Below are 21,985 nucleotides of genomic sequence, written 5' to 3' on the forward strand. Positions count from 1 at the left end.
GCCCCACGCCCTCCCTCCGACCGCCCCGCGTACCGAAGGTGACGATGCACGGTGAATGACGACAAGCTGCGCGACTATCTCAAGCGGGTGGCCGCCGACCTGCACCGGACCAAGCAGCGCCTCGGCGAGGCCGAGGCGAGGGACCGGGAACCGATCGCCGTCGTCGCGATGGGCTGCCGCTACCCCGGCGGCGTCCGCACCCCCGAGGACCTGTGGCGGCTCGTCTCCACGGGCACCGACGCGATCACGCCCTTCCCCGCCGACCGCGGCTGGGACCTGGCCGCCCTGCACGACCCGACGGGGGAGCGGCCCGGCAGCACCTACAGCGCCGAGGGCGGCTTCCTCGACGACGCCGCCGCGTTCGACCCCGGCTTCTTCGGCATATCTCCGCGCGAGGCCCTCGCCATGGACCCGCAGCAACGGCTCCTCCTGGAGACCACCTGGGAGACCTTCGAGCGCGCCGGGATCGACCCGCACTCCCTGCGCGGCAGCCGCACCGGCGTCTTCGCCGGGGTGATGTACCAGGACTACGCGGTGCGCCTGCGCCAGGTGCCCGACGACGTCCGGGGCTACCTCGGCAACGGCAGCTCCGACAGCGTCGCCTCCGGCCGCATCGCCTACACCTTCGGCCTCGAAGGCCCCGCCGTCTCCGTCGACACCGCCTGCTCCTCCTCGCTCGTCGCCCTCCACCTGGCCTGCCAGGCGCTGCGCCAGGGCGACTGCGCGCTCGCCCTCGCGGGCGGCGCCATGGTGATGTCCACGCCGGTGCCGTTCGTCGAGATGAGCCGGCAGAACGGCCTCGCGGCGGACGGCCGGTGCAAGTCCTTCGCCGCGGCCGCCGACGGCACCGGCTGGGGCGAGGGCGTCGGCATGCTCCTCCTGGAGCGCCTGTCGGACGCCCGCCGCCACGGCCACCCCGTGCTCGCCCTGGTCCGCGGCTCGGCCGTCAACCAGGACGGCGCCAGCAGCCGCCTCACCGCCCCCAACGGCCCCTCCCAGCAGCGCGTCATCCGCCAGGCCCTCGCGAACGCCCGGCTCGCCCCGGCCGACGTCGACGTCGTCGAGGCCCACGGCACCGGCACCCCCCTCGGCGACCCCATCGAGGCCCAGGCCCTGCTCGCCACGTACGGGCGCGAGCACACCCCCGAACAGCCGCTGCTGCTCGGCTCGCTGAAGTCCAACATCGGCCACACCCAGGCCGCCGCCGGGGTCGGCGGCGTCATCAAGATGATCCTCGCCCTGCGGCACGGCGAGGTGCCGCCGTCCCTGCACGGCGGCGACCTCACCCCCCAGGTCGACTGGTCGCCGGGGACGCTGCGGCTCGTCACCGAGGCCACGCCGTGGCCCGCCACGGGGCGCCCGCGCCGTGCCGCCGTCTCCTCCTTCGGCGTCAGCGGCACCAACGGCCACGTCGTCCTCGAACAGGCCGAGCCCGCCGCCGGGCCCGCCGCCGCGGGGGACCGCACCGGACCCGTGCCCTGGCTGGTCTCCGCACGCGACCCCCAGGCCCTGCGCGCCCAGGCCGCCGCGCTGCACGCCCATCTGACGCGGCACCCCGCGCTGCACCCGGCGGACGTCGCCCACACCCTGGCGACCGGCCGCGCCGCCCTCGAAGAGCGCGCCGCACTCGTCGCCGACGACCGGACGGCGCTGCTCGACGCCCTGGACGCGCTCGCCCGCGACACGGACCCGCTGCCGCCGGGCTGCCCGCGCGGCACGGCCCGCACCGGCGAGGCGGTCGCCTTCGTCTTCCCCGGGCAGGGCACCCAGTGGCCCGGCATGGCCCGCGAACTCCTCGACGCCTCACCGGTGTTCGCCGCCCGCCTGGCCGAGTGCGCCGAAGCCCTCGCCCCGCACACCGACTGGTCGCTCCTCGACGTCCTGCGCGAAGCCCCCGGCGCGCCCTCCCTCGACCGCGTGGACGTCGTCCAGCCCGCCCTGTTCGCGGTGATGGTCTCGCTGGCACAGGTGTGGCGCGCCCACGGCGTCGAGCCCGCCGCCGTCGTCGGGCACAGCCAGGGCGAGATGGCCGCCGCGTGCGTGGCCGGGGCACTCGGCCTCGCCGACGCCGCGAAGGTCGTCGCCGTACGCGCCAGGGCACTGCGCGCCCTCGCCGGGCGCGGCGGCATGGCATCGGTGTCGCTCCCCGCCGACCGGGTCCGCGAGCGCATCGCGCCCTGGGGCGGGCGGATCGCCGTCGCCGCCGTGAACGGCCCCTCCTCCGTCGCCGTCTCCGGCGACCCCGAGGCCCTGACCGAACTCCTCGCCGCCCTCGACGCCGACGGCGTACGGGCCCGCTCCATCCCCGTCGACTACGCCTCGCACGGCCCCCATGTCGAGGAGATCCAGGACGAGTTGACCCAGGCGCTCGCGGGCATCGCGCCCCGCACCGCCGACGTCCCCTTCTACTCGACCGTCACCGGCGGCCTCCTCGACACCGCACGCCTCGACGCCTCCTACTGGTACGAGAACCTGCGCCGCACCGTGCGCTTCGACGAGGCCGCGCGCGCCCTGCTCGCCGACGGACACCGCGTCCTCGTCGAGGTCAGCGCGCACCCCGTGCTCACCGCCGGGCTCCAGGACACCGCCGACGCCGCCGGCACCGACGCGCTCGCCCTCGGCACGCTGCGCCGCGACGACGGCGGCCCGCGACGGCTGCTCACCGCGCTCGCGGAACTGCACGTACGGGGCGTGTCCGTCGACTGGGACGCGGCCCTCGCCGGGCACCGGCCGCACCGCGTCGACCTGCCCACCTACGCCTTCCAGCGGGAGCGCTACTGGCTGGAGGACTCCGGCGCGCCCGCGGGCGACCCCGCCTCGGTCGGGCTCACCCCCTCCGGGCATCCGCTCCTCGGCGCCGTCGTCGCCCTCGCCGACAGCGAAGGACTGCTGCTCACCGGCAGGCTCTCGCTGCGCACCTACCCCTGGCTCGCCGACCACGCCGTGCAGGGCACCGCCCTGCTGCCCGGCACCGCCTTCCTGGAACTCGCCGTCCTCGCGGGCGACCACACCGGCTGCCCCCGCGTCGACGACCTCACCCTCGAAGCGCCCCTGACGCTTCCCCAGGACGGCGGTGTGGTCCTGCGCCTCTCCGTCGGCGCGCCCGCCCCCGACGGCACCCGCGGCCTCGCCCTGCACGCCAGGCCCGACGACCCCGACACGGACGAGGAGTGGACCCGCCACGCCACCGGCGTCCTCGCCCCGCGCGCTCCCGCCCCGGCCCCCGCCGCCCCCACCGCCTGGCCCCCGCCCGGCGCCACCCCCCTCGACCTCGACGGCATGTACGCCCGCTACGCCGAGGGCGGCTTCGCCTACGGCCCCGCCTTCCAGGGCCTCACGGCGGCGTGGCGGCTCGGCGACGACCTGTACGCCGAGGCCGAGCTCCCGGCCCGGCTCCGCCAGGACGCCGCGCGGTTCGCCCTGCACCCGGCGCTGCTCGACGCCGCCCTGCACGCCACCGGGCTCACCGCCGCCGCCGTCGACGGCGGCCGGATGCCGTTCGCCTGGTCCGGGGCCGCCCTGCACGCCTCGGGCGCCACCGCCCTGCGCGTGCGCCTGACCGCGACCGGCGCCGACACCCTCGCCCTCGACGTCACCGACGCCGCGGGCAGCCCCCTCGCCGCCGTGGAGTGCCTGACCCTGCGCCCGGCCGCGCCCGCACCCGGCGCGGGCCGCGCCCACCACGACGCGCTGTTCCGCGTGGAGTGGCCCCCCGTCGCCCGTCCGCAAACCGGGACGGACACCCGCCCCGTGGCCGTCGGCCCGCACTCCTTCGGCCTGGCGCACACGCACCCCGACCTGCCCGCGTTCCTCGCCGCCCTCGACGCGGGCGCCCCCGCCCCCGGCACGGTCCTGCTGGCGGAACTCCCCGGCGGCGAGGGCGGGACGGGCAGCGCCGACACGGGCGCGGCGCGCCACGCCCTCCACCGGACCCTGGCGGCCCTGCGGACCTGGCTCACCGACGAGCGCCTCGCCGGCACCCGCCTCGCCGTCGTCACCCGCGGCGCGGTCGCCGCCCCCGGCGAGGCCCCCGCCGACCCGGCCCGCGCCGCCGTGTGGGGCCTGGTGCGCTCCGCCCAGTCCGAACACCCCGGCCGCTTCGTCCTGCTGGACCTGGACGCGGCGGCGGACACGGAAGCCGTGCTCGCGGCCGTTGCTGCCGACGAGCCGCAGCTGGCCCTGCGCGGCGACGCCGTCCTCGCCCCGCGCCTCGGCAAGGTCCCCGCCGACGCCCCGGCACCGGTCGCCCTCGACCCGGACGGCACCGTCCTGATCACCGGCGGCACCGGCCTGCTCGGCTCCCGCGTGGCCCGCCACCTCGTGGCCCGCCACGGCGTGCGCCACCTCCTGCTCGCGGGCCGCTCGGGACCGGACGCGCCGGGCGCCGCCGAGGCCGTCACGGAACTCGGTGCGCTCGGCGCCCAGGTCACCGTCGCCGCCTGCGATGCCGCCGACCGGGACGCGCTCGCCGCCCTCCTCGACGGCGTTCCCGCCGACCACCCCCTGACGGCCGTGGTGCACGCCGCGGGCGCCCTCGACGACGGCGTCGTCACCTCCCTCACGCCCGACCGCCTCGACGCGGTCCTGCGCCCCAAGGCCGACGCCGCGTTCCACCTCCACGAACTCACCCAGGACCTCGACCTGCAGGCCTTCGTCGTCTTCTCCTCGGCCGCGGGCACCTTCGGCGGCCCCGGACAGGGCAACTACGCCGCCGCCAACGCCTACGTCGACGCCCTCGCCCAGTGGCGCCACGCCCGCGGCCTGCCCGCGCAGTCCCTCGCCTGGACCCTGTGGGAACAGCGCTCCGCCCTCACCGGGCACCTCGACGACGCCGACGTGCGCCGCCTGGCCCGCTCCGGCATGCCCGCGCTCACCACCGAACAGGGGCTCGCCCTCTTCGACGCGGCCCTCACCGTCGACGCGCCCGCGCTCGTACCGCTCCGGCTCGACCGCCGTGCCCTGCGCGCCCGGGCCGCGGAGGGCGAACCGGTGCCGCCGCTCCTGCGCGCGCTCGTCCGCGTCCCCGTGCGCAGGGCCGCGGCCGCCGCGCCCACCGCGGACACGGACACCTCCCTGGCCGAACGCCTCGCCGCGCTGCCGGAGGCCGAACAGCGGCGCACCCTCGTCCAACTGGTGTGCGCGCAGGCCGCCGCGGTCCTCGGGCACACCTCCGGCAGCGCGGTGGCCCCCGCCCGGGCCTTCCGCGACCTCGGCTTCGACTCCCTCGCCTCCGTGGAGCTCCGCAACCGCCTGGGCGCCGCCACCGGGCTGCGCCTGCCCGCCACGCTGGTCTTCGACCACCCGTCCCCGGAAGCCCTCGCCGGGCTCCTGCGGGACGAACTGGCCGGGACGGCCACCGGGGCGAGCGCACCCGTGCCCGTGGCGTCCGCCGCGGACGAGCCGGTCGCCGTCGTCGCGATGGGCTGCCGCTTCCCCGGCTCGGTCCGCACCCCGGACGACCTGTGGCGCCTCGTCGCCTCCGGCGCCGACGGCATCGGTGACTTCCCCACGGACCGGGGCTGGGACCTCGACGCCCTCTACGACCCCGACCCCGGCCACACCGGCACCTCGTACGTGCGCGAAGGCGGGTTCCTCACCGGCGCCGGAGACTTCGACGCCGACTTCTTCGGGATCTCGCCCCGCGAGGCCATCGCCATGGACCCGCAGCAGCGCCTGCTGCTCACCATCACCTGGGAGGCCTTCGAACGCGCGGGCATCGACCCGGCCGCGCTGCGCGGAACCCCCACGGGCGTCTTCGTCGGCCTGATGCAGCAGGACTACGCGGTACGGCTCCTGCCGCACATCCCCGAGGACGTCGAGGGCTTCCTCGGCACCGGCAACTCCGGCAGCGTCGTCTCCGGCCGCATCGCCTACGCCTTCGGCCTCGAAGGCCCGGCCCTCACCATCGACACGGCCTGCTCCTCCTCCCTCGTCGCCCTGCACACCGCGGTGCAGTCGCTGCGCCGCGGAGAGTGCGCCCTCGCCGTCGCGGGCGGTGTCACCGTGATGTCGAGCCCCGAACTCTTCGTGGAGTTCAGCCGCCAGGGAGGCCTCGCCGCCGACGGCCGCTGCAAGTCCTTCGCGGCCGCCGCGGACGGCACCAGCTTCGGCGAAGGCGCCGGAATCCTCGTCCTGGAGCGTCTGTCGGATGCCCGGCGCAACGGTCATCCGGTGCTTGCGGTGGTGCGGGGCAGTGCGGTGAATCAGGACGGTGCGAGCAATGGTCTGACGGCTCCGAACGGTCCTTCGCAGCAGCGGGTGATTCGTGCGGCTCTCGCGGATGCGGGGTTGTCGGCGAAGGACGTGGACGCGGTGGAGGCGCACGGCACGGGCACGCGTCTGGGTGATCCGATCGAGGCGCAGGCGTTGCTGGCGACGTACGGTCAGGAGCGGGTGGAGGAGCGGCCGTTGTGGCTGGGCTCCCTCAAGTCCAACATCGGCCACACCTCCGCGGCGGCCGGTGTCGCCGGTGTCATGAAGATGGTCCTGGCGATGCGCCACGGCCTGCTGCCGCAGACCCTCCACGTCGACGCACCCACCCCGCAAGTCGACTGGTCGACCGGCGACGTACGGCTCCTCACCGAGGCGCGCCCCTGGGAGACCGGGGGCGGGCCGCGACGAGCCGGTGTCTCGTCGTTCGGCGTGAGCGGGACGAACGCGCATGTGATCGTGGAGGAGGTGCCGCGGGAGTCTGTGGTCGCCGGGGTTTCCGGGGTGGTTGGGCCGGTGGTGTGGGTGGTGTCGGCGCGGTCGCCGCAGGGGTTGTGGGCGCAGGCGGAGCGGCTTCTTGAGGTGTGCGGAGCGGAGGACGTGCGGGTCGGTGATGTCGCGCTGTCGCTGGTCGAGACCCGGGCACTCCATGAGCACCGGGCTGTGGTGGTGGGTGGTCGTGAGCAGTTGCTTGCGGGGTTGCGGGCGTTGGTGGTGGGTGAGCCGTCGGGGTGTGTGGTGTCGGGTGGGGGGTTGGTGGGTGGGGGGACGGTGTTTGTGTTCCCGGGGCAGGGGGCGCAGTGGGTGGGGATGGCGCGTGAGCTGTTGGATGAGTCGTCGGTGTTTGCGGGGTTGATGGGGGAGTGCGAGGCGGCGTTGGGGCGGTATGTGGAGTGGTCGTTGGTGGAGGTGGTGCGTTCGGGTGTGGGACTTGAGCGGGTGGATGTGGTGCAGCCGGTGTTGTTTGCGGTGATGGTGTCGTTGGCGCGGTTGTGGCGGGTGTTTGGTGTGGTGGCGGATGCGGTGGTGGGGCATTCGCAGGGGGAGATCGCGGCGGCGGTGGTGGCGGGTGGGTTGTCTCTTGCGGATGGTGCGCGGGTGGTGGCGTTGCGGAGCCGGGCGATTGTGGGGCTTGCGGGGAGCGGCGGGATGGTGTCGCTGGCTTTGTCGTCGGGGGAGGTGGCGGAGCTGCTTTCCGCTTGGGGTGGGCGGTTGTCGGTTGCTGCGGTCAATGGTCCCTCTGCGGTGGTGGTGTCGGGTGATATCGACGCTCTGGATGAGTTGGTGGAGGGGTGTGAGGCGCAGGGGGTGCGGGCGCGTCGTATCGACGTGGACTATGCCTCGCACTCGGCTCATGTGGAGCGCATCGAGACAGAGCTCCTGGAGACACTGGACACGATCCAGCCGGTTTCCGGTGACATCCCCCTGTACTCCACGGTGACGGGTGAGTGGCTGGACACGTCGGTGATGGATGCCGGGTACTGGTACGCCAACCTCCGTCGCACGGTGGCCTTCGAGCCCGCCATCCGTGCCCTGGCCGGTGAGGGCTTCGGCGCGTATGTGGAGGTCAGTCCGCACCCGGTGTTGACGATGGCGGTCGAGGCGACCTTGGAGTCGGCCGAGAGCACCGCGGTGGTGCTGGGCACCCTGCGCCGGGACGAGGGCGGCTTGGAGCGCATGCTCCTCGCCCTCGGGCAGGCGCATGTGCAGGGGTTGTCCGTGGACTGGTCGCCGCTGTTCGAGGGCACCGGTGCCACCCGCGTCGAGCTGCCCACCTACCCCTTCCAGGAGCGGCGCCTCTGGCTGGACGTTCCGACGACGAGCTGGGACGTCGCCTCGGCGGGCCTGGGGACGACCGGGCACCCGCTGCTCGGTGCCGCCGTGGAGATTGCCGACACGGGCGAACTCCTGTGCACCGGACGGCTTTCACGGCGTACGCACCCGTGGCTCGCCGAGCACGCCGTCCAGGGTGTCGCCCTGCTGCCCGGCACCGCCTTGCTGGAACTCGCCCTGCGCGCCGCCGCCGAGGCCGCATGCGCCTCGGTGGACGAACTCACCCTGGGCGCGCCGCTCGTACTGCCGGAGGAGGGCGCCGTCCTCGTACAGGTGCGGCTAGGCGCGCCCGACGCGGACGGGCGGCGCGCGCTCGACCTCTACGCGCGGGCCGAGCGCGGAGCCGAGCACTCAGCCGAGGGCGGGCAGCCGTCGTGGACGCCCCACGCCTCCGGCACCGTCGCCCCCACCGGGCGGCCCGCGGGGCCCGCGCTCATCGCCTGGCCGCCGCCCGGCGCCGAGGCCGTGGACGTCGAGGGCCTGTACGAGCGGTTCGCCGCCGCCGGATACGCGTACGGGCCCACGTTCCAAGGCATCCGCGCCGCCTGGGCGCGGGACGGCGAGGTGTGCGCCGAACTCGTCCTGGACGAGCGGCAGCACGCCGACGCGCCCGCCTACGCCGTGCACCCGGCGCTGCTCGACGCCGCCCTCCAGACGGCCGCGCTGCTGCCGGGCCGCGACGACACCGCGCGCCTCCCCTTCAGCTGGAGCGACGTCACCGCGCACGCCACGGGAGCCACGGCCGTCCGGGTGCGGCTCACCGCCGACGGGCCCGACGCCGTCGCCCTCGCCGTGTACGACCTCGCGGGGCAGGAGGTCCTCTCGGCCGGTTCGCTCGCGCTGCGGCCCCTGGCCGCGGGCGGGCTGCGGCGGGCCGGACAGGACAGGGACGGGCTGCACCGCGTGGAGTGGGGGCCCGCGCCTGACACGGATGTCACGCTGGGGGAGGGAAGTTGGGCCCTCCTGGAGGACCTGCGCGCCGACCCGGACGCCGCCGTGCCCGCCGTGGTCGTCGCGGACTGCCCGTGGCCCGACGGCGCCGAAGGCCCCGGGGACGAGGTCGCTTCGCTGCACGCCGCCACCGCCCACGGCCTCGCCCTGGTGCAGGAGTGGCTGGCCGACGAGCGGTTCGCCGACGCCACCCTCGCCGTCGTCACCCGGGGCGCGGTGCGCACCGGGCCCGGCGACCGCGCGGCCGCCCTGGCCCAGTCCGGAGTGTGGGGGCTGCTGCGGACCGCACAGACCGAGCACCCCGGTCGGTTCGTGCTCGTGGACCTCGACGGGCTGCCGGAGTCCCGCGCCGCCCTGCCCACCGTGCTCGCCGGGGCCGAGCCGCAGACGGCCGTACGGCACGGCGAAGCGCTCGTGCCGCGCCTCACCGCGGGACCCGGCCGGGACACCCTCGTGCCGCCCGCGGGCGACGAGACCGCCTGGACGGTCGGGCTCGCCGGTGACGGCGCGGTCGACTCACTCGCGGCCGTCCCCGCCCCCGCCGCGCTCGCGCCCCTCGGCGCGGGCCAGGTCCGGATCGCCGTACGGGCCGCCGGCCTCAACTTCCACGACGTGGTGGTGTCGCTCGGCCTCGACCCCGACCAGGCGGTCCTCGGCAGCGAGGGCGCGGGCGTCGTCCTGGAGGTGGGCGCGGACGTCGCCGACCTCGCGCCCGGCGACCGCGTCCTCGGCGTCTTCGGCGGGGCCTTCGGGCCCACGGCGGTCGCCGACCGGCGCACCCTCGCCCGCATCCCCGCGGGCTGGACCTTCGCGCAGGCCGCTTCGGTACCGATCGTCTTCCTCACCGCGTACTACGGCCTGTTCGACCTCGGCGGCCTGCGCGACGGCCAGTCGGTCCTGGTGCACGCGGCGGCCGGCGGCGTCGGCATGGCCGCCGTGCAGCTCGCCCGGCACGCAGGGGCCGAGGTGTACGGCACGGCGAGCCCCGCCAAGTGGGACGTGCTGCGCGGCTCGGGCCTGGACGACGCGCACATCGCCTCCACGCGCACCCTGGACTTCGCCGAGCGGTTCCTCGACGCCAGCGGCGGCCGCGGCGTGGACGTCGTACTGGACTGCCTGGCACGGGAGTTCGTGGACGCCTCCCTGCGGCTCCTGCCGCGCGGCGGACGCTTCGTGGAGATGGGCAAGACCGACGTACGCGACGCCGACGAGGTGGCCCGCGACCACCCCGGCGTGCGCTACCGGGCCTTCGACCTGATGGAGGCGGGCGCGGAACGGGTGGGCGCCATGCTCGCCGAGGTCCTGTCCCTGTTCGAGCGGGGCGTCCTCACGCCGCTGCCCGTCACCTGCTGGGACCTGCGGCAGGCCCCGCAGGCCTTCCGGCACCTGAGCCAGGCCCGGCACATCGGCAAGAACGTCCTGACCCTGCCCGCGCCCCTCGACCCCGACGGCACCGTCCTGATCACCGGCGGCACCGGCACCCTCGGCGGCCGCGTCGCCCGCCACCTGGCCACCGCCCACGGCGTCCGCCATCTGCTCCTGACGGGGCGCCGCGGCATGGCGGCCCACGGCGCCGAGGACCTGGTGCGCGACCTCACCGACGCGGGCGCCGAGGTGACCGTCGCCGCCTGCGACGTGGGCGACCGCGCCGCGCTGGCCGCGCTCCTCGCGGACGTCCCCGGCGCCCACCCCCTGACCGGGGTCGTCCACGCCGCCGGAGTCCTCGACGACGCCACCGTCGCCGCGCTCACCCCCGAGCGGCTCGACCGCGTCCTCGCGCCCAAGGCGGACGCCGCACTCGCCCTGCACGAGCTGACCCGCGACCACGACCTGGCCGCGTTCGTGCTGTTCTCGTCCGGTGCCGCGCTGCTCGGCGGCGCCGGACAGGCCAACTACGCCGCCGCCAACGCCGCCCTCGACGCCCTGGCCGCCGCCCGCCGCGCGGAAGGCCTGCCCGCCGTGTCCGTCGCCTGGGGCATGTGGCGGGAGCGCAGCGCCCTGACCGCGCACCTCAGCGACGCCGACGTACGCAAGATGGCGCGCAGCGGCGTCGGGGCCCTCACCACCGACGCGGCGCTCGCCCTCTTCGACGCCGCCCTCACCGCGGCACAGCCGCACGTCCTGGCCGCCGCCGTCGACACCGCGGCCCTGCGCGCGGCGGCCGCCACCGGAACCCCGCTGCCGCCGCTGCTCAGCGCACTCCTGCCGGCCGTCCGGCGCGCCCCCGCCCCGCGCGCGGCCGCCGCACCGGCCGGGCCCTCGCTCGCCGCGCAGCTGGCGGACCTGGCCCCCGCCGAGGCACACCGCGTCCTGCTCGACCTGGTGCGCGGCCACGCCGCCGCCGTGCTCGGCCACGCCTCCACCGAACTGATCGGCGGGGAGCGGCCGTTCAAGGACCTGGGCTTCGACTCGCTCACCGGCGTCGAGCTCCGCAACCGGCTGGCCTCCGGCACCGGGACGCGGCTGCCCGCCGCGCTCGTCTTCGACCACCCCACGCCCGACGCGCTCGCCCGCCACCTCGCCGAACGGCTCCTCGCCGGCACCGGCGGCCCCGAGGGCGGCCCCCCGGGGACGGCCGAACTCGACCGCCTGGACGCCCTCGTCGGCGAACTGGCCGCCGCCGGACCCGACGGCGACCGACGGCGCACGGACCTCGCGCGGCGGCTGCGCGGCGCCCTCGCCCGCCTCGAACCGGCCGCCGCCGACGGCACGGAGCGGGACGGACCGGACGCGGCCGACGCCATCGAGTCCGCCACCAACGAAGAGATCTTCGACCTGATCGACAAGGAGCTGGGCATCTCGTGAGTCCCGTCCAGGGCCCGCAGGGCGAGCAGAAGCTGCGCGACTACCTCAACCGCGTCACCATCGACCTGCGCGACACCCGCCGACGGCTGCGCGAGGCCGAGGCCAGGAGCCACGAGCCGATCGCCGTCGTCTCGATGAGCTGCCGCTTCCCCGGCGGCGTCCGCACCCCCGAGGAGCTGTGGGACCTCCTCGTCGCGGGCCGCGACACCGTGACGACCGTGCCCGGCGACCGCGGCTGGGACACCGAGCTGCTCACGGCGGACGGCGTGCCCTGCCGGGGCGCGTTCCTCGACGGCGCCGCCGACTTCGACGCCGAGTTCTTCGCCGTGTCCCCGCACGAGGCCGTGGCCATGGACCCGCAGCAGCGGCTGCTGCTCCAGGCCGCCTGGGAGGCGATCGAACGCGCGGGCATCGACCCGGCGTCCCTGCGCGCAAGCCGCACCGGAGTGTTCGCCGCCGCCATCGACCAGGGCTACGCCCAGCTGGGCACGGGCGCACCCGACACCGTGCGGGGCTTCTTGATGACCGGCAACTCGATGAGCGTCATGTCGGGGCGCGTCGCCTACGCGCTCGGCCTCGAAGGGCCCGCCGTCACCGTCGACACCGCCTGCTCCGCCTCGCTCGTCGCCCTGCACCAGGCGGCCCGGGCCCTGCGCGCCGACGAGTGCTCGCTGGCCCTGACCGGCGGCGTCACGGTGATGTCGCGGCCCTCCGTGTTCACCGAGTTCAGCCGCCAGGGCGCGATGTCCGGGGACGGCCGCTGCAAGCCGTTCTCCGCCGCCGCCGACGGCACCGGCTGGGGCGAGGGCGTCGGCGTGCTCCTCCTGGAACGCCTCTCCGACGCCCGCCGCAACGGACACCCCGTCCTCGCCGTCCTGCGCGGCTCCGCCGTCAACCAGGACGGCGCCAGCAACGGCCTGACCGCCCCCAACGGACCCTCCCAGCAGCGCGTCATCCAGGCCGCGCTCGCCGACGCCGGACTCGCGGCACAGGACGTCGACGCCGTCGAGGCCCACGGCACCGGCACCACCCTCGGCGACCCCATCGAGGCCGACGCGCTGCTCGCCACCTACGGCCGGGGGCGGCCCGCCGAACGGCCCCTGTGGCTCGGCTCGCTCAAGTCCAACATCGGCCACACCCAGGCCGCCGCCGGAGTCGCGGGCGTCATCAAGACCGTCCTGGCCCTGCGCCACGGCCTCCTGCCCCGCTCCCTGCACATCACCGAGCCCACGCCGCACGCCGACTGGGCCGCGGGCGCCGTCGCCCTCCTGACCGAGGCACGGCAGTGGCCCGCCACGGACAGACCGCGGCGCGCGGGCGTCTCGTCCTTCGGCATGAGCGGCACCAACGCCCACGTCATCCTGGAACAGGCCCCCGAGCCCCGCGAACAGGACCCCGAGCCCCGGCCCACGCGGGAGGCTCCCCCCGCCGTCCCGTGCCTGCTCTCGGGGCGCACCGCCGCCGCCCTGCGCGACCAGGCCGTACGCCTCAAGGCGCGCGTCGCCGCCGACCCGCGGGCCCGCCCCGTCGACATCGGCCACGCGCTCGCCACCACGCGCACGGCCTTCACGCACCGGGCCGCCGTGACGGCCGCCGACCGCGACGAACTCCTCTCCCTCCTCACGGAGGTGGCCCGGGACCCGGAGAACGCCCCGGCCGCCGTCACCGGCGTCGCCGAACCCGCGCCCGGCCGGATCGCCCTGGTCTTCCCCGGGCAGGGCTCCCAATGGCCCGGCATGGGCCGCGAACTCCTCGCCACCGCACCTGAGTTCGCGCGCTCCATGGCCGCCTGCGAGGACGCGCTCGCCCCGCACGTGGACTGGTCGCTGCGGGACGTCGTCCGCGCCGCGCCGGGCGCGGCGCCGCTGGACCGGGTCGACGTCGTCCAGCCCGCGCTGTTCGCCACGATGGTGTCCCTGGCCGCGCTCTGGCGCTCCTGGGGCGTCGTGCCGGACGCCGTGGTGGGGCACTCCCAGGGCGAGATCGCGGCGGCCGTGGTCGCCGGTGCGCTGTCCCTGGAGGACGGGGCGAAGGTCGTCGCCCTGCGCAGCCGCGCCATCGCCGCGCTCGCGGGCGGCGGCGGCATGGTCTCCCTCGCCGTACCGCGCGAACGGGCCGACGCACTGATCGCCCCGTGGGCCGGACGCCTGTCCGTCGCCGCCCTCAACGGGCCCGCCGCCGTCGTGGTCTCCGGCGACGCGGCCGCCCTCGCCGAACTGACGGCCCACTGTGCGGAACACGCCGTGCGCGCCCGCACGATCCCCGTCGACTACGCCTCGCACTCGGCCCACGTGGAGCGCGTCGAGGACGAGGTCCTGACGGCCCTCGCCGGGATCACCCCGGCCGCCGCGCGGGTCCCCCTCCTCTCCACCGTCACGGGGGAGTGGCTGGACACCACGACGATGGACGCCGCCTACTGGTACCGCAACCTCCGCGGGACCGTGCGCTTCGCCCCCGCCGTCCGCGCCCTCGCCGAGCAGGGCCACGGCGTGTTCCTCGAAGCGTCGCCGCACCCGGTCCTCACCGGGCCCGTCCAGGACACCGCCGAGGACGCGGGCGCCGTCGCCCCCGTCGTCACCGGCACCCTCCGCCGCGACGAGGGCGGGCTGCGCCGCGCCCTCAGCTCCGCGGCCGAACTGTGGGTCCGGGGCGTCCCCGTGGACTGGCCCCGCGTGTACGAGGGCCGCGGCGCCCGCCGCGTCGACCTGCCCACCTACCCCTTCCAGCAGCGCCGCCACTGGCTCACGCCCGCCGCGCCCGCCGCCGACACCGAGCGCCGCACCGCCGAGGACCCGTACGACGGCTGGCGCTACCGCGTGGACTGGCAGCCCGTCCCCGACCCGGCGGCCCCCGCGCTCGACGGGACGTGGCTGGTCCTGACCCCCGAGGGGCACGAGGCGAACGACACGGCACGCGCCCTGCGCGAGCACGGGGCGGAGGTCCTCACGGCCGAGGTCACCGCGACCGGCGACGGCGGCAGCGACCGCGTCCGGCTCGCCGGGGTCCTGACGGCCGCCGCCGACGGACGCCCCCTCGCCGGAGTCCTCTCCCTGCTCGGGCTCGACGACCGGCCGCACCCCCGCCGCCCGGGGCTCCCCACCGGCACCGCCCTCACCCTCGCCCTCGTCCAGGCGCTCGGGGACCTCGGGGACCTCGGGGGTCTCGGGGCCGCGGTGCCGCTGTGGTGTGCCACCCGAGGAGCCGTCTCCACGGGGGCGGGCGACCCGCTCACCGCGCCCGCGCAAGCGCAGGTGTGGGGCACCGGCATGGTCGCCGCCCTCGAACACCCGCGCCGCTGGGGCGGGTTGATCGACCTGCCCGAGGCGCTCGACGCCCGCGCCGGAGAACGGCTGTGCGCCGCGCTCGGCGGCGTCGGCGGCGAGGACCAGCTCGCCGTGCGCGCGAGCGGCCTGTACGCCCGGCGGCTTGTCCGCGCGCCCCGCCCCACGGCCCGCCCCGGCCGCACCTGGCGGCCCCGAGGCACGGTCCTGCTCACCGGCGGCACCGGTGCCCTCGGCCCCCACCTCGCCCGCTGGCTCGCGCGCGCCGGCGCCGACCGCCTCGTCCTGCCCGGGCGCCGCGGCGCGGACGCCCCCGGGGCCGCCGAGCTCACCGCCGAGCTGGCCGCGCTCGGCACGACGGTCACGATGCCCGGCTGCGACCTGGCCGACCGCGCCCAGGTCGAGCGGCTCCTCGCCGAACTCGACGCCCAGGGCACGCCCGTCACCGCCGTCGTGCACGCCGCCGCGTACATCGCGCTCGCCCCGCTGGACACCATCCCCGTCGAGGCGTACGAGCGCGTCGTCGCCGCCAAGGCCGCGGGCGCCGCCCACCTCGACGCGCTCCTCGACCGCGAGCTGGACGCGTTCGTCCTCTTCTCGTCCATCGCCGGCGTGTGGGGCAGCGGCGACCACGGCGCGTACTCCGCGGCCAACGCCCACCTCGACGCCCTGGCGCAGCACCGGCGCGGCCGCGGTCTGACCGCGACCACCGTCGACTGGGGCATCTGGCGGGCCGAGAACCCGTGGGCGCCGCCCGCCACCGGCGCGGACGCCGACCTGTTCAACCTGGAGGAACACGGACTGCCCCGGATCGACGCCGGGCGGGCCCTCGCCGCCCTCCAGCACATCCTCGACGACGACGAGACGCTCGTGACCGTCGCCGACGTCGACTGGGCCCAGTTCGCCCCGGTGTTCACCTCCGGCCGCCCCAGCCCGCTCCTGACGGGCGTCGCCGAGGCCCGCCGCGCCCTCGCGGGGCAGGACGGCGACGACCGGGCCCCGGCCGCCGCGGAGCTGCGCGGACGCCTCGCCGCGCTGCGGCGGCCCGCTGACCGGTCCCGGCTGCTCCTCGGCCTCGTCCGCGAGCACGCCGCCGCCGTGCTCGGCCACGACTCCGCCGACGCCGTGCCGCCCGGGAGGGCCTTCCAGGAGCTCGGCTTCGCGTCCCTGACCGCGGTCGAACTCCGCAACCGCCTCACCCGGGCGACCGGCCTGCGCCTCCCGTCGACCCTCGTCTTCGACCACCCCTCGGCCACCGCCCTCGCCGACCATCTGGGGACCCGTCTGCTCGGCGCGGAGGAAGCCGCGCGGGAGACCCAGGAGCCCGCCCCCGGGGCCGCCGACGAGCCGCTCGCCGTCGTCTCCATGGGCTGCCGCCTGCCCGGCGGCATCACCACGCCCGACGAGCTGTGGCGGTTCCTGGCCGATCGCGGCGACGCCGTCACCGGATTCCCCACAGGCCGCGGCTGGGACCTCGACGCGCTCTACGACCCCGACCCGGAGAACCCGGGCACCGTCACCACCCGGCACGGCGGATTCCTGCACGACGCCGCCGACTTCGACCCGGCGTTCTTCGGCATCTCGCCGCGCGAGGCCCTCGCCATGGACCCCCAGCAGCGCCTCCTCCTGGAGACCTCCTGGGAGGCCCTGGAGCGCGCGGGCCTCGACCCGCAGGCCCTGCGCGGCAGCCGCACCGGCGTCTTCACCGGCGTCAACTACAGCGACTACGCCTCCGCCGTGGCCCGCTCCACGGAAGGCGAGGGGCACCTGCTCACCGGCAGCGCGCCCAGCGTGGTCTCCGGCCGCGTCGCCTACACCCTGGGCCTGGAGGGGCCCGCGGTCACCGTCGACACCGCCTGCTCCTCCTCGCTGGTCGCCCTGCACCTGGCCGCCCGGGCGCTGCGCGCGGGGGACTGCTCGCTCGCCCTGGTCGGCGGAGTCGCCGTGATGGCGACGCCCGGCGCCCTCGTCAGCTTCTCGCGGCAGCGCGGCCTCGCCGCCGACGGCCGCTGCAAGGCGTTCGGGGACACCGCCGACGGCATGGGCATGAGCGAGGGCGCCGGAGTGCTCCTCGTCGAGCGCCTCTCCGACGCCCAGCGCAACGGCCACCCCGTCCTCGCCGTCCTGCGTGGCTCCGCCGTCAACCAGGACGGCGCCAGCAACGGCCTCTCGGCCCCCAACGGACCCAGCCAGCAGCGCGTCATCCGCGCCGCGCTCGCCGACGCGGGACTCTCCGGCGCGGACGTCGACGTGGTGGAGGCGCACGGCACCGGCACCACCCTGGGCGACCCCATCGAGGCACAGGCGCTCCTCGCCACCTACGGCCAGGGCCGCCCCGAGGGACGCCCCCTCCTCGTCGGCTCCCTGAAGTCCAACATCGGTCACACCCAGGCCCTTTCGGGCGTCGCGGGCGTCATGAAGACGGTCCTGGCCCTGCGCCACGCCACCGTCCCCGCCACGCTCCACGCCGAGAAGCCCACCACCCACGTGGACTGGAGCGCGGGCGACGTGGCGCTCGTCACCGAGGCCGAGGAGTGGCCCGACACGGGCAGGCCCCGCCGCGCGGGCGTCTCCTCCTTCGGGCTCAGCGGCACCAACGCCCACGTCGTCCTCGAACAGGCCCCGGAGCCCGCCGCGCCGGCGGCCGAGCGCACCCGCACCGCCCCCGCCCTGCCGTGGGTCCTGTCGGCCAGGTCGGCCGACGCCCTGCGAGACCAGGCCGGACGCCTGCTCCAGCACCTGACGGGCGGGGGCGGGCCGACAGCGGCGTACACCGTGACGGAGACGGAGACGGAGACGGAGACGGAGACGGACACGGGCGCGGGCACGGACACCGACACGGGCGCGGGCGCGCCAACGCCCGATCCGGTGGACGTCGCCCTGTCGCTCACCGGCCGCACCGCCTTCCCGCACCGCGCCGTCCTCGTCGGTGGCCACGACCGGCTCCTGCCCGTCCTGCGGGAGTGGGTCGCGGGCGCGGACCCCGATGTCAGCGGCCTCGCGGACACCGACGGGCGCACCGTCCTGATGTTCCCGGGGCAGGGCTCGCAGTGGACCGGCATGGCCCGCCAACTCCTCGATGAAGCGCCGGAGTTCGCCGAGGCCCTGCACGCGTGTGCGGACGCGCTCGCCCCGCACGTCGAGTGGTCCCTGCTCGACGTGGTGCGCGACGGCACCGGCCTGGACCGCGTCGACGTGGTGCAGCCCGTCCTGTTCGCCGTGATGGTGTCGCTGGCACGGCTGTGGCGCGCGTACGGCGTGGTCCCCGACGCCGTCGTCGGACACTCCCAGGGCGAGATCGCCGCCGCCGTGGTGGCCGGCGCGCTCACCCTGGAGGACGGGGCGAAGGTCGTCGCCCTGCGCAGCCGCGCCATCGCCAGGCTCGCCGGGCACGGCGGCATGGTCTCGCTCGCGCTGCCCGCGCCGCGGGCCGCCGACCGGATCGCCGCCTGGGCCGGACGCCTGTCCGTCGCGGCCGTCAACGGCCCGTCGGCCGTGGTGGTCTCAGGCGACGCCGACGCCTTGGACGAACTCCTCGCGGCCTGCGCGGCGGACGGCGTACGGGCCCGGCGCGTCGACGTCACGTACGCCTCGCACTGCGCCCACATGGACAGCCTCGAAGCCGAACTCCTCAGCGCGCTCAAGGACATCGAACCCGTCACCGCCGACGTCCCGCTGTACTCCACGGTGACGGACGAGTGGCTGGACACCTCCCGGATGGACGCCCGCTACTGGTACGCCAACCTCCGCCGCACGGTGGGCTTCGAGTCCGCGGTGCGCGCGCTCGCCGCTGCCGGACACCGCACGTACATCGAGGTCAGCCCGCACCCGGTGCTCACCCCCGCGGTAGCGGAGACCCTGGAGTCGGCCGGTGCCGACGCCGCCGTGCTCGGGACGCTGCGGCGCGGCGAGGGCGGCACCGAACGCCTGCTCCTCTCCCTCGGCGAGGCCTGGGCCCACGGCGTCCCCGTCGACTGGTCGCCGCTCTTCGCGGGCACCGGCGCCCGCCGCGTCGACCTGCCCACGTACGCCTTCCAGCACCAGGCGTACTGGGCGGTGCCCGGCCCGGAGAGCGGCGGCGACGTCACCGCCGCGGGCCTCGGCAGCACCGGGCACCCGCTGCTCGCGGCGGCCGTCGAACTCGCCGAGACCGGTGAGATCCTGCTCAGCGGCCGGATCTCGGTGCGCAGCCACCCCTGGCTCGCCGACCACGCCGTGTCCGGCGTGGTCCTGCTGCCCGGCGCCGCGTTCGTCGACCTCGCGGTGCGCGCGGGCGACGAGGCCGGGTGCCCCGTCGTGGAGGAACTCACCCTCCAGGCGCCGCTGGTCCTTCCCGCGTCGGGCGGCGTCCGCCTCCAGGTGCGGGTGGGCGCCCCGGACGCCACCGGCCGCCGGACCCTGGACGTGCACGCACGGCCGGAGGACGCCACCGACGCCCCGTGGACGGCGCACGCCACCGGAACCCTGGCCGAAGCGACCGGGCAGGACGCACCGGTGCCGGGCGGGAGCTGGCCCCCGGCCGGTGCCGAGCCCGTCGACGTCGGCGACCTGTACGCGCGCTTCGCCGCGTCCGGCTACGGCTACGGCCCGGCCTTCCAGGGGCTGCGTACCGCCTGGCGGCGCGGCGGCGACCTGTTCACCGAGGTGTCCCTCGGCCAGGACCAGCACCCGGCGGCCGCCGCCTTCGGCATCCACCCCGCCCTGCTCGACGCCGCGCTCCAGGGCCTGTGGCTCGCGCCCGGCACCGGAAGCGGCCCGGACCTCGAACCGGGCACCGCGCGGCTGCCGTTCGCGTGGACCGGCGTCACCCTGCACGCCTCCGGCGCCACCGAGCTGCGGGTGCGCCTGACCCAGGGCGGCGACGGCTCGGTGTCGCTCACCGCGAGCGACCCCTCCGGCCGCCCGGTGGCCACGGTCACCGGCCTCGCCGTGCGCCCCGTCGACGTCGCCGCCCTGCGCGGCGCCACCGCACCCGCGGCGCACGACTCCCTGTACCGCCTGGAGTGGACCGCCGTGCCCGCCCCGGCGCCCGCGGGCCCCGTGCCGCCCGCCCGCTGGGCCGCGCTCGGCCCCGGCACGGCGCTGCCCGACACCTACCCGGACCTAGCGGACCTCGCCGCGGCCGTCGACCGGGGCGCACCCGTGCCCGACGTGGTCCTCGTGCCCCGCGCCGAAGCCGCCGGGGACGACGCGGCCGCCGTCCACACCCTCGTACGCGACACCCTCACGCTCCTCCAGGACTGGCTCGCCGACGACCGGTTCGCGGACGCCCGCCTGGTGTTCCTCACCCGCGGGGCCGTGTGCGCCGGGCCGGACGACGCGGTGAGCGCCCCGGCCGCCGCCGCGCTGCGCGGCCTGGTGCGCTCGGCCCAGTCCGAGCACCCCGACCGCTTCGTCCTCGCCGACGCGCCGGACCACGACGCGCTGCTCGCCGTGCTGCCCGGCGCCCTGGACCTGGACGAGCCCCAGATCGCCGTACGCGGGGACGAGGTGCGCGTCGCCCGGCTCGCCCGGGTGGAAGCGCCGGACAGCGCCGACGAAGGCCCCGTGCCGCTCGACCCGGACGGCACCGTCCTGATCACCGGCGCGGGCGGGGCGCTCGGCGGGCTCGTGGCCCGGCACCTCGCGGCCCGGCACGGGGTGCGCCGCCTGCTCCTGGCCGGACGGCGCGGCGCCGGCACCCCCGGCGCCGAGGCGCTGCTCGCCGACCTGCGGGCCCTGGGCGCACAGGCGGAGTTCGCGGCCTGCGACGTCGCGGAGCCGGACGCCGTGGCGCGGCTCGTCGCGGGCGTGCCCGCCGCGCATCCGCTCACCGCGGTCGTGCACGCCGCGGGCGTCCTCGACGACGGGGTCCTCGCCTCGCTCACGCCCGAGCGCCTGGAGCGCGTCCTGCGGCCCAAGGTCGACGGGGCCCTCGCCCTGCACGAGGCGACCCGCGGCCTGCCGCTGTCCGCGTTCGTCCTCTTCTCCTCCGCCGCGGGCGTCATCGGCAACGCGGGCCAGGCCAACTACGCCGCCGCCAACGGCTACCTGGACGCCCTGGCCCAGCGCCGCCGCGCCGCCGGGCTCCCCGGCCAGTCCCTGGCCTGGGGCCTGTGGGAACAGGCCGGTGACATGACGGGCACGCTGGACGCCACCGGGCTGCGGCGGATGACCCGCGGCGGTGTCGCCGCGCTCACCGACGCCCAGGGACTCGCGCTGTTCGACGCGGCGCTGCGCCGCGCCGACGCCCTGCTCGTGCCCGTGCGCCTCGACGCCGCCCGGCTGCGGGCGGGCGCCGCGAGCGGCACCGTGCCCCCGCTCCTGCGCGGCCTCGTCCGCGCCGCCCGGCCCACGGCCGCGGGCGCCGACGCCGCCCAAGTGGCTACGCTGCGCGAGCAGTTGGCCGGGCTGGGCGCCGAGGAGCGCCGGGAGCGGATCGAGGAGGTGGTGCGGGCCCGCGTCGCCGACGTCCTCGGGCACGGCGGCCCCGACGCCATCGACCCGGAACAGGCCTTCAAGGACCTCGGGTTCGACTCCCTGACGGCCGTCGACCTGCGCAACCGCCTCAACGCGGCGACCGGTCTGCGCCTGCCCGCGACCCTCGTCTTCGACCACCCCACCCCGGCCGCCGCGGCCGCGTACGTGACCGCGCGCCTCGCCCCGGCCGCCGCGCCCGCCGCCCCCCGGCACCCGGACGGCGACCGGGAGCTCCAACGCCGCCTCGCTGCCGTCCCCGTGGCACGGCTGCGCGAGGCCGGGCTCCTGGACGCCCTGCTGCGCCTCACGGAACCCGGGGCGCAGGACCCGACCGGCGCGGGCGGCGGGGGAGCGGACCCGGCGGACGACCCCGCCGCGATCAGGGAGATGGAACTGGACGGCCTCGTGCGCATGGCACTGGGCGGCGGCGATCGTGCCTGATCCGG

General features: G+C 76.9%; 2 protein-coding genes. Both read left to right on the forward strand.

The genetic code is table 11. The features are described from left to right. The first annotated feature begins 153 nt into the window (after positions 1–153). A complete protein-coding gene (locus tag AC5WAM_RS38215) occupies positions 154–11,799 on the forward strand; it encodes an SDR family NAD(P)-dependent oxidoreductase (protein WP_495523740.1) in 11,646 nt (3,881 codons plus the stop codon). After that, positions 11,796–21,980 carry an SDR family NAD(P)-dependent oxidoreductase gene (locus AC5WAM_RS38220; protein WP_495520426.1) on the forward strand — a complete coding sequence of 3,395 codons (10,185 nt, stop codon included), beginning with the start codon at positions 11,796–11,798 and terminating at the stop codon, positions 21,978–21,980. The genes AC5WAM_RS38215 and AC5WAM_RS38220 overlap by 4 nt, the downstream gene beginning before the upstream one ends. The last annotated feature ends 5 nt before the right edge of the window (positions 21,981–21,985 follow it).

The sequence above is a fragment of the Streptomyces sp. JLYT201 genome (genome assembly GCF_059448825.1).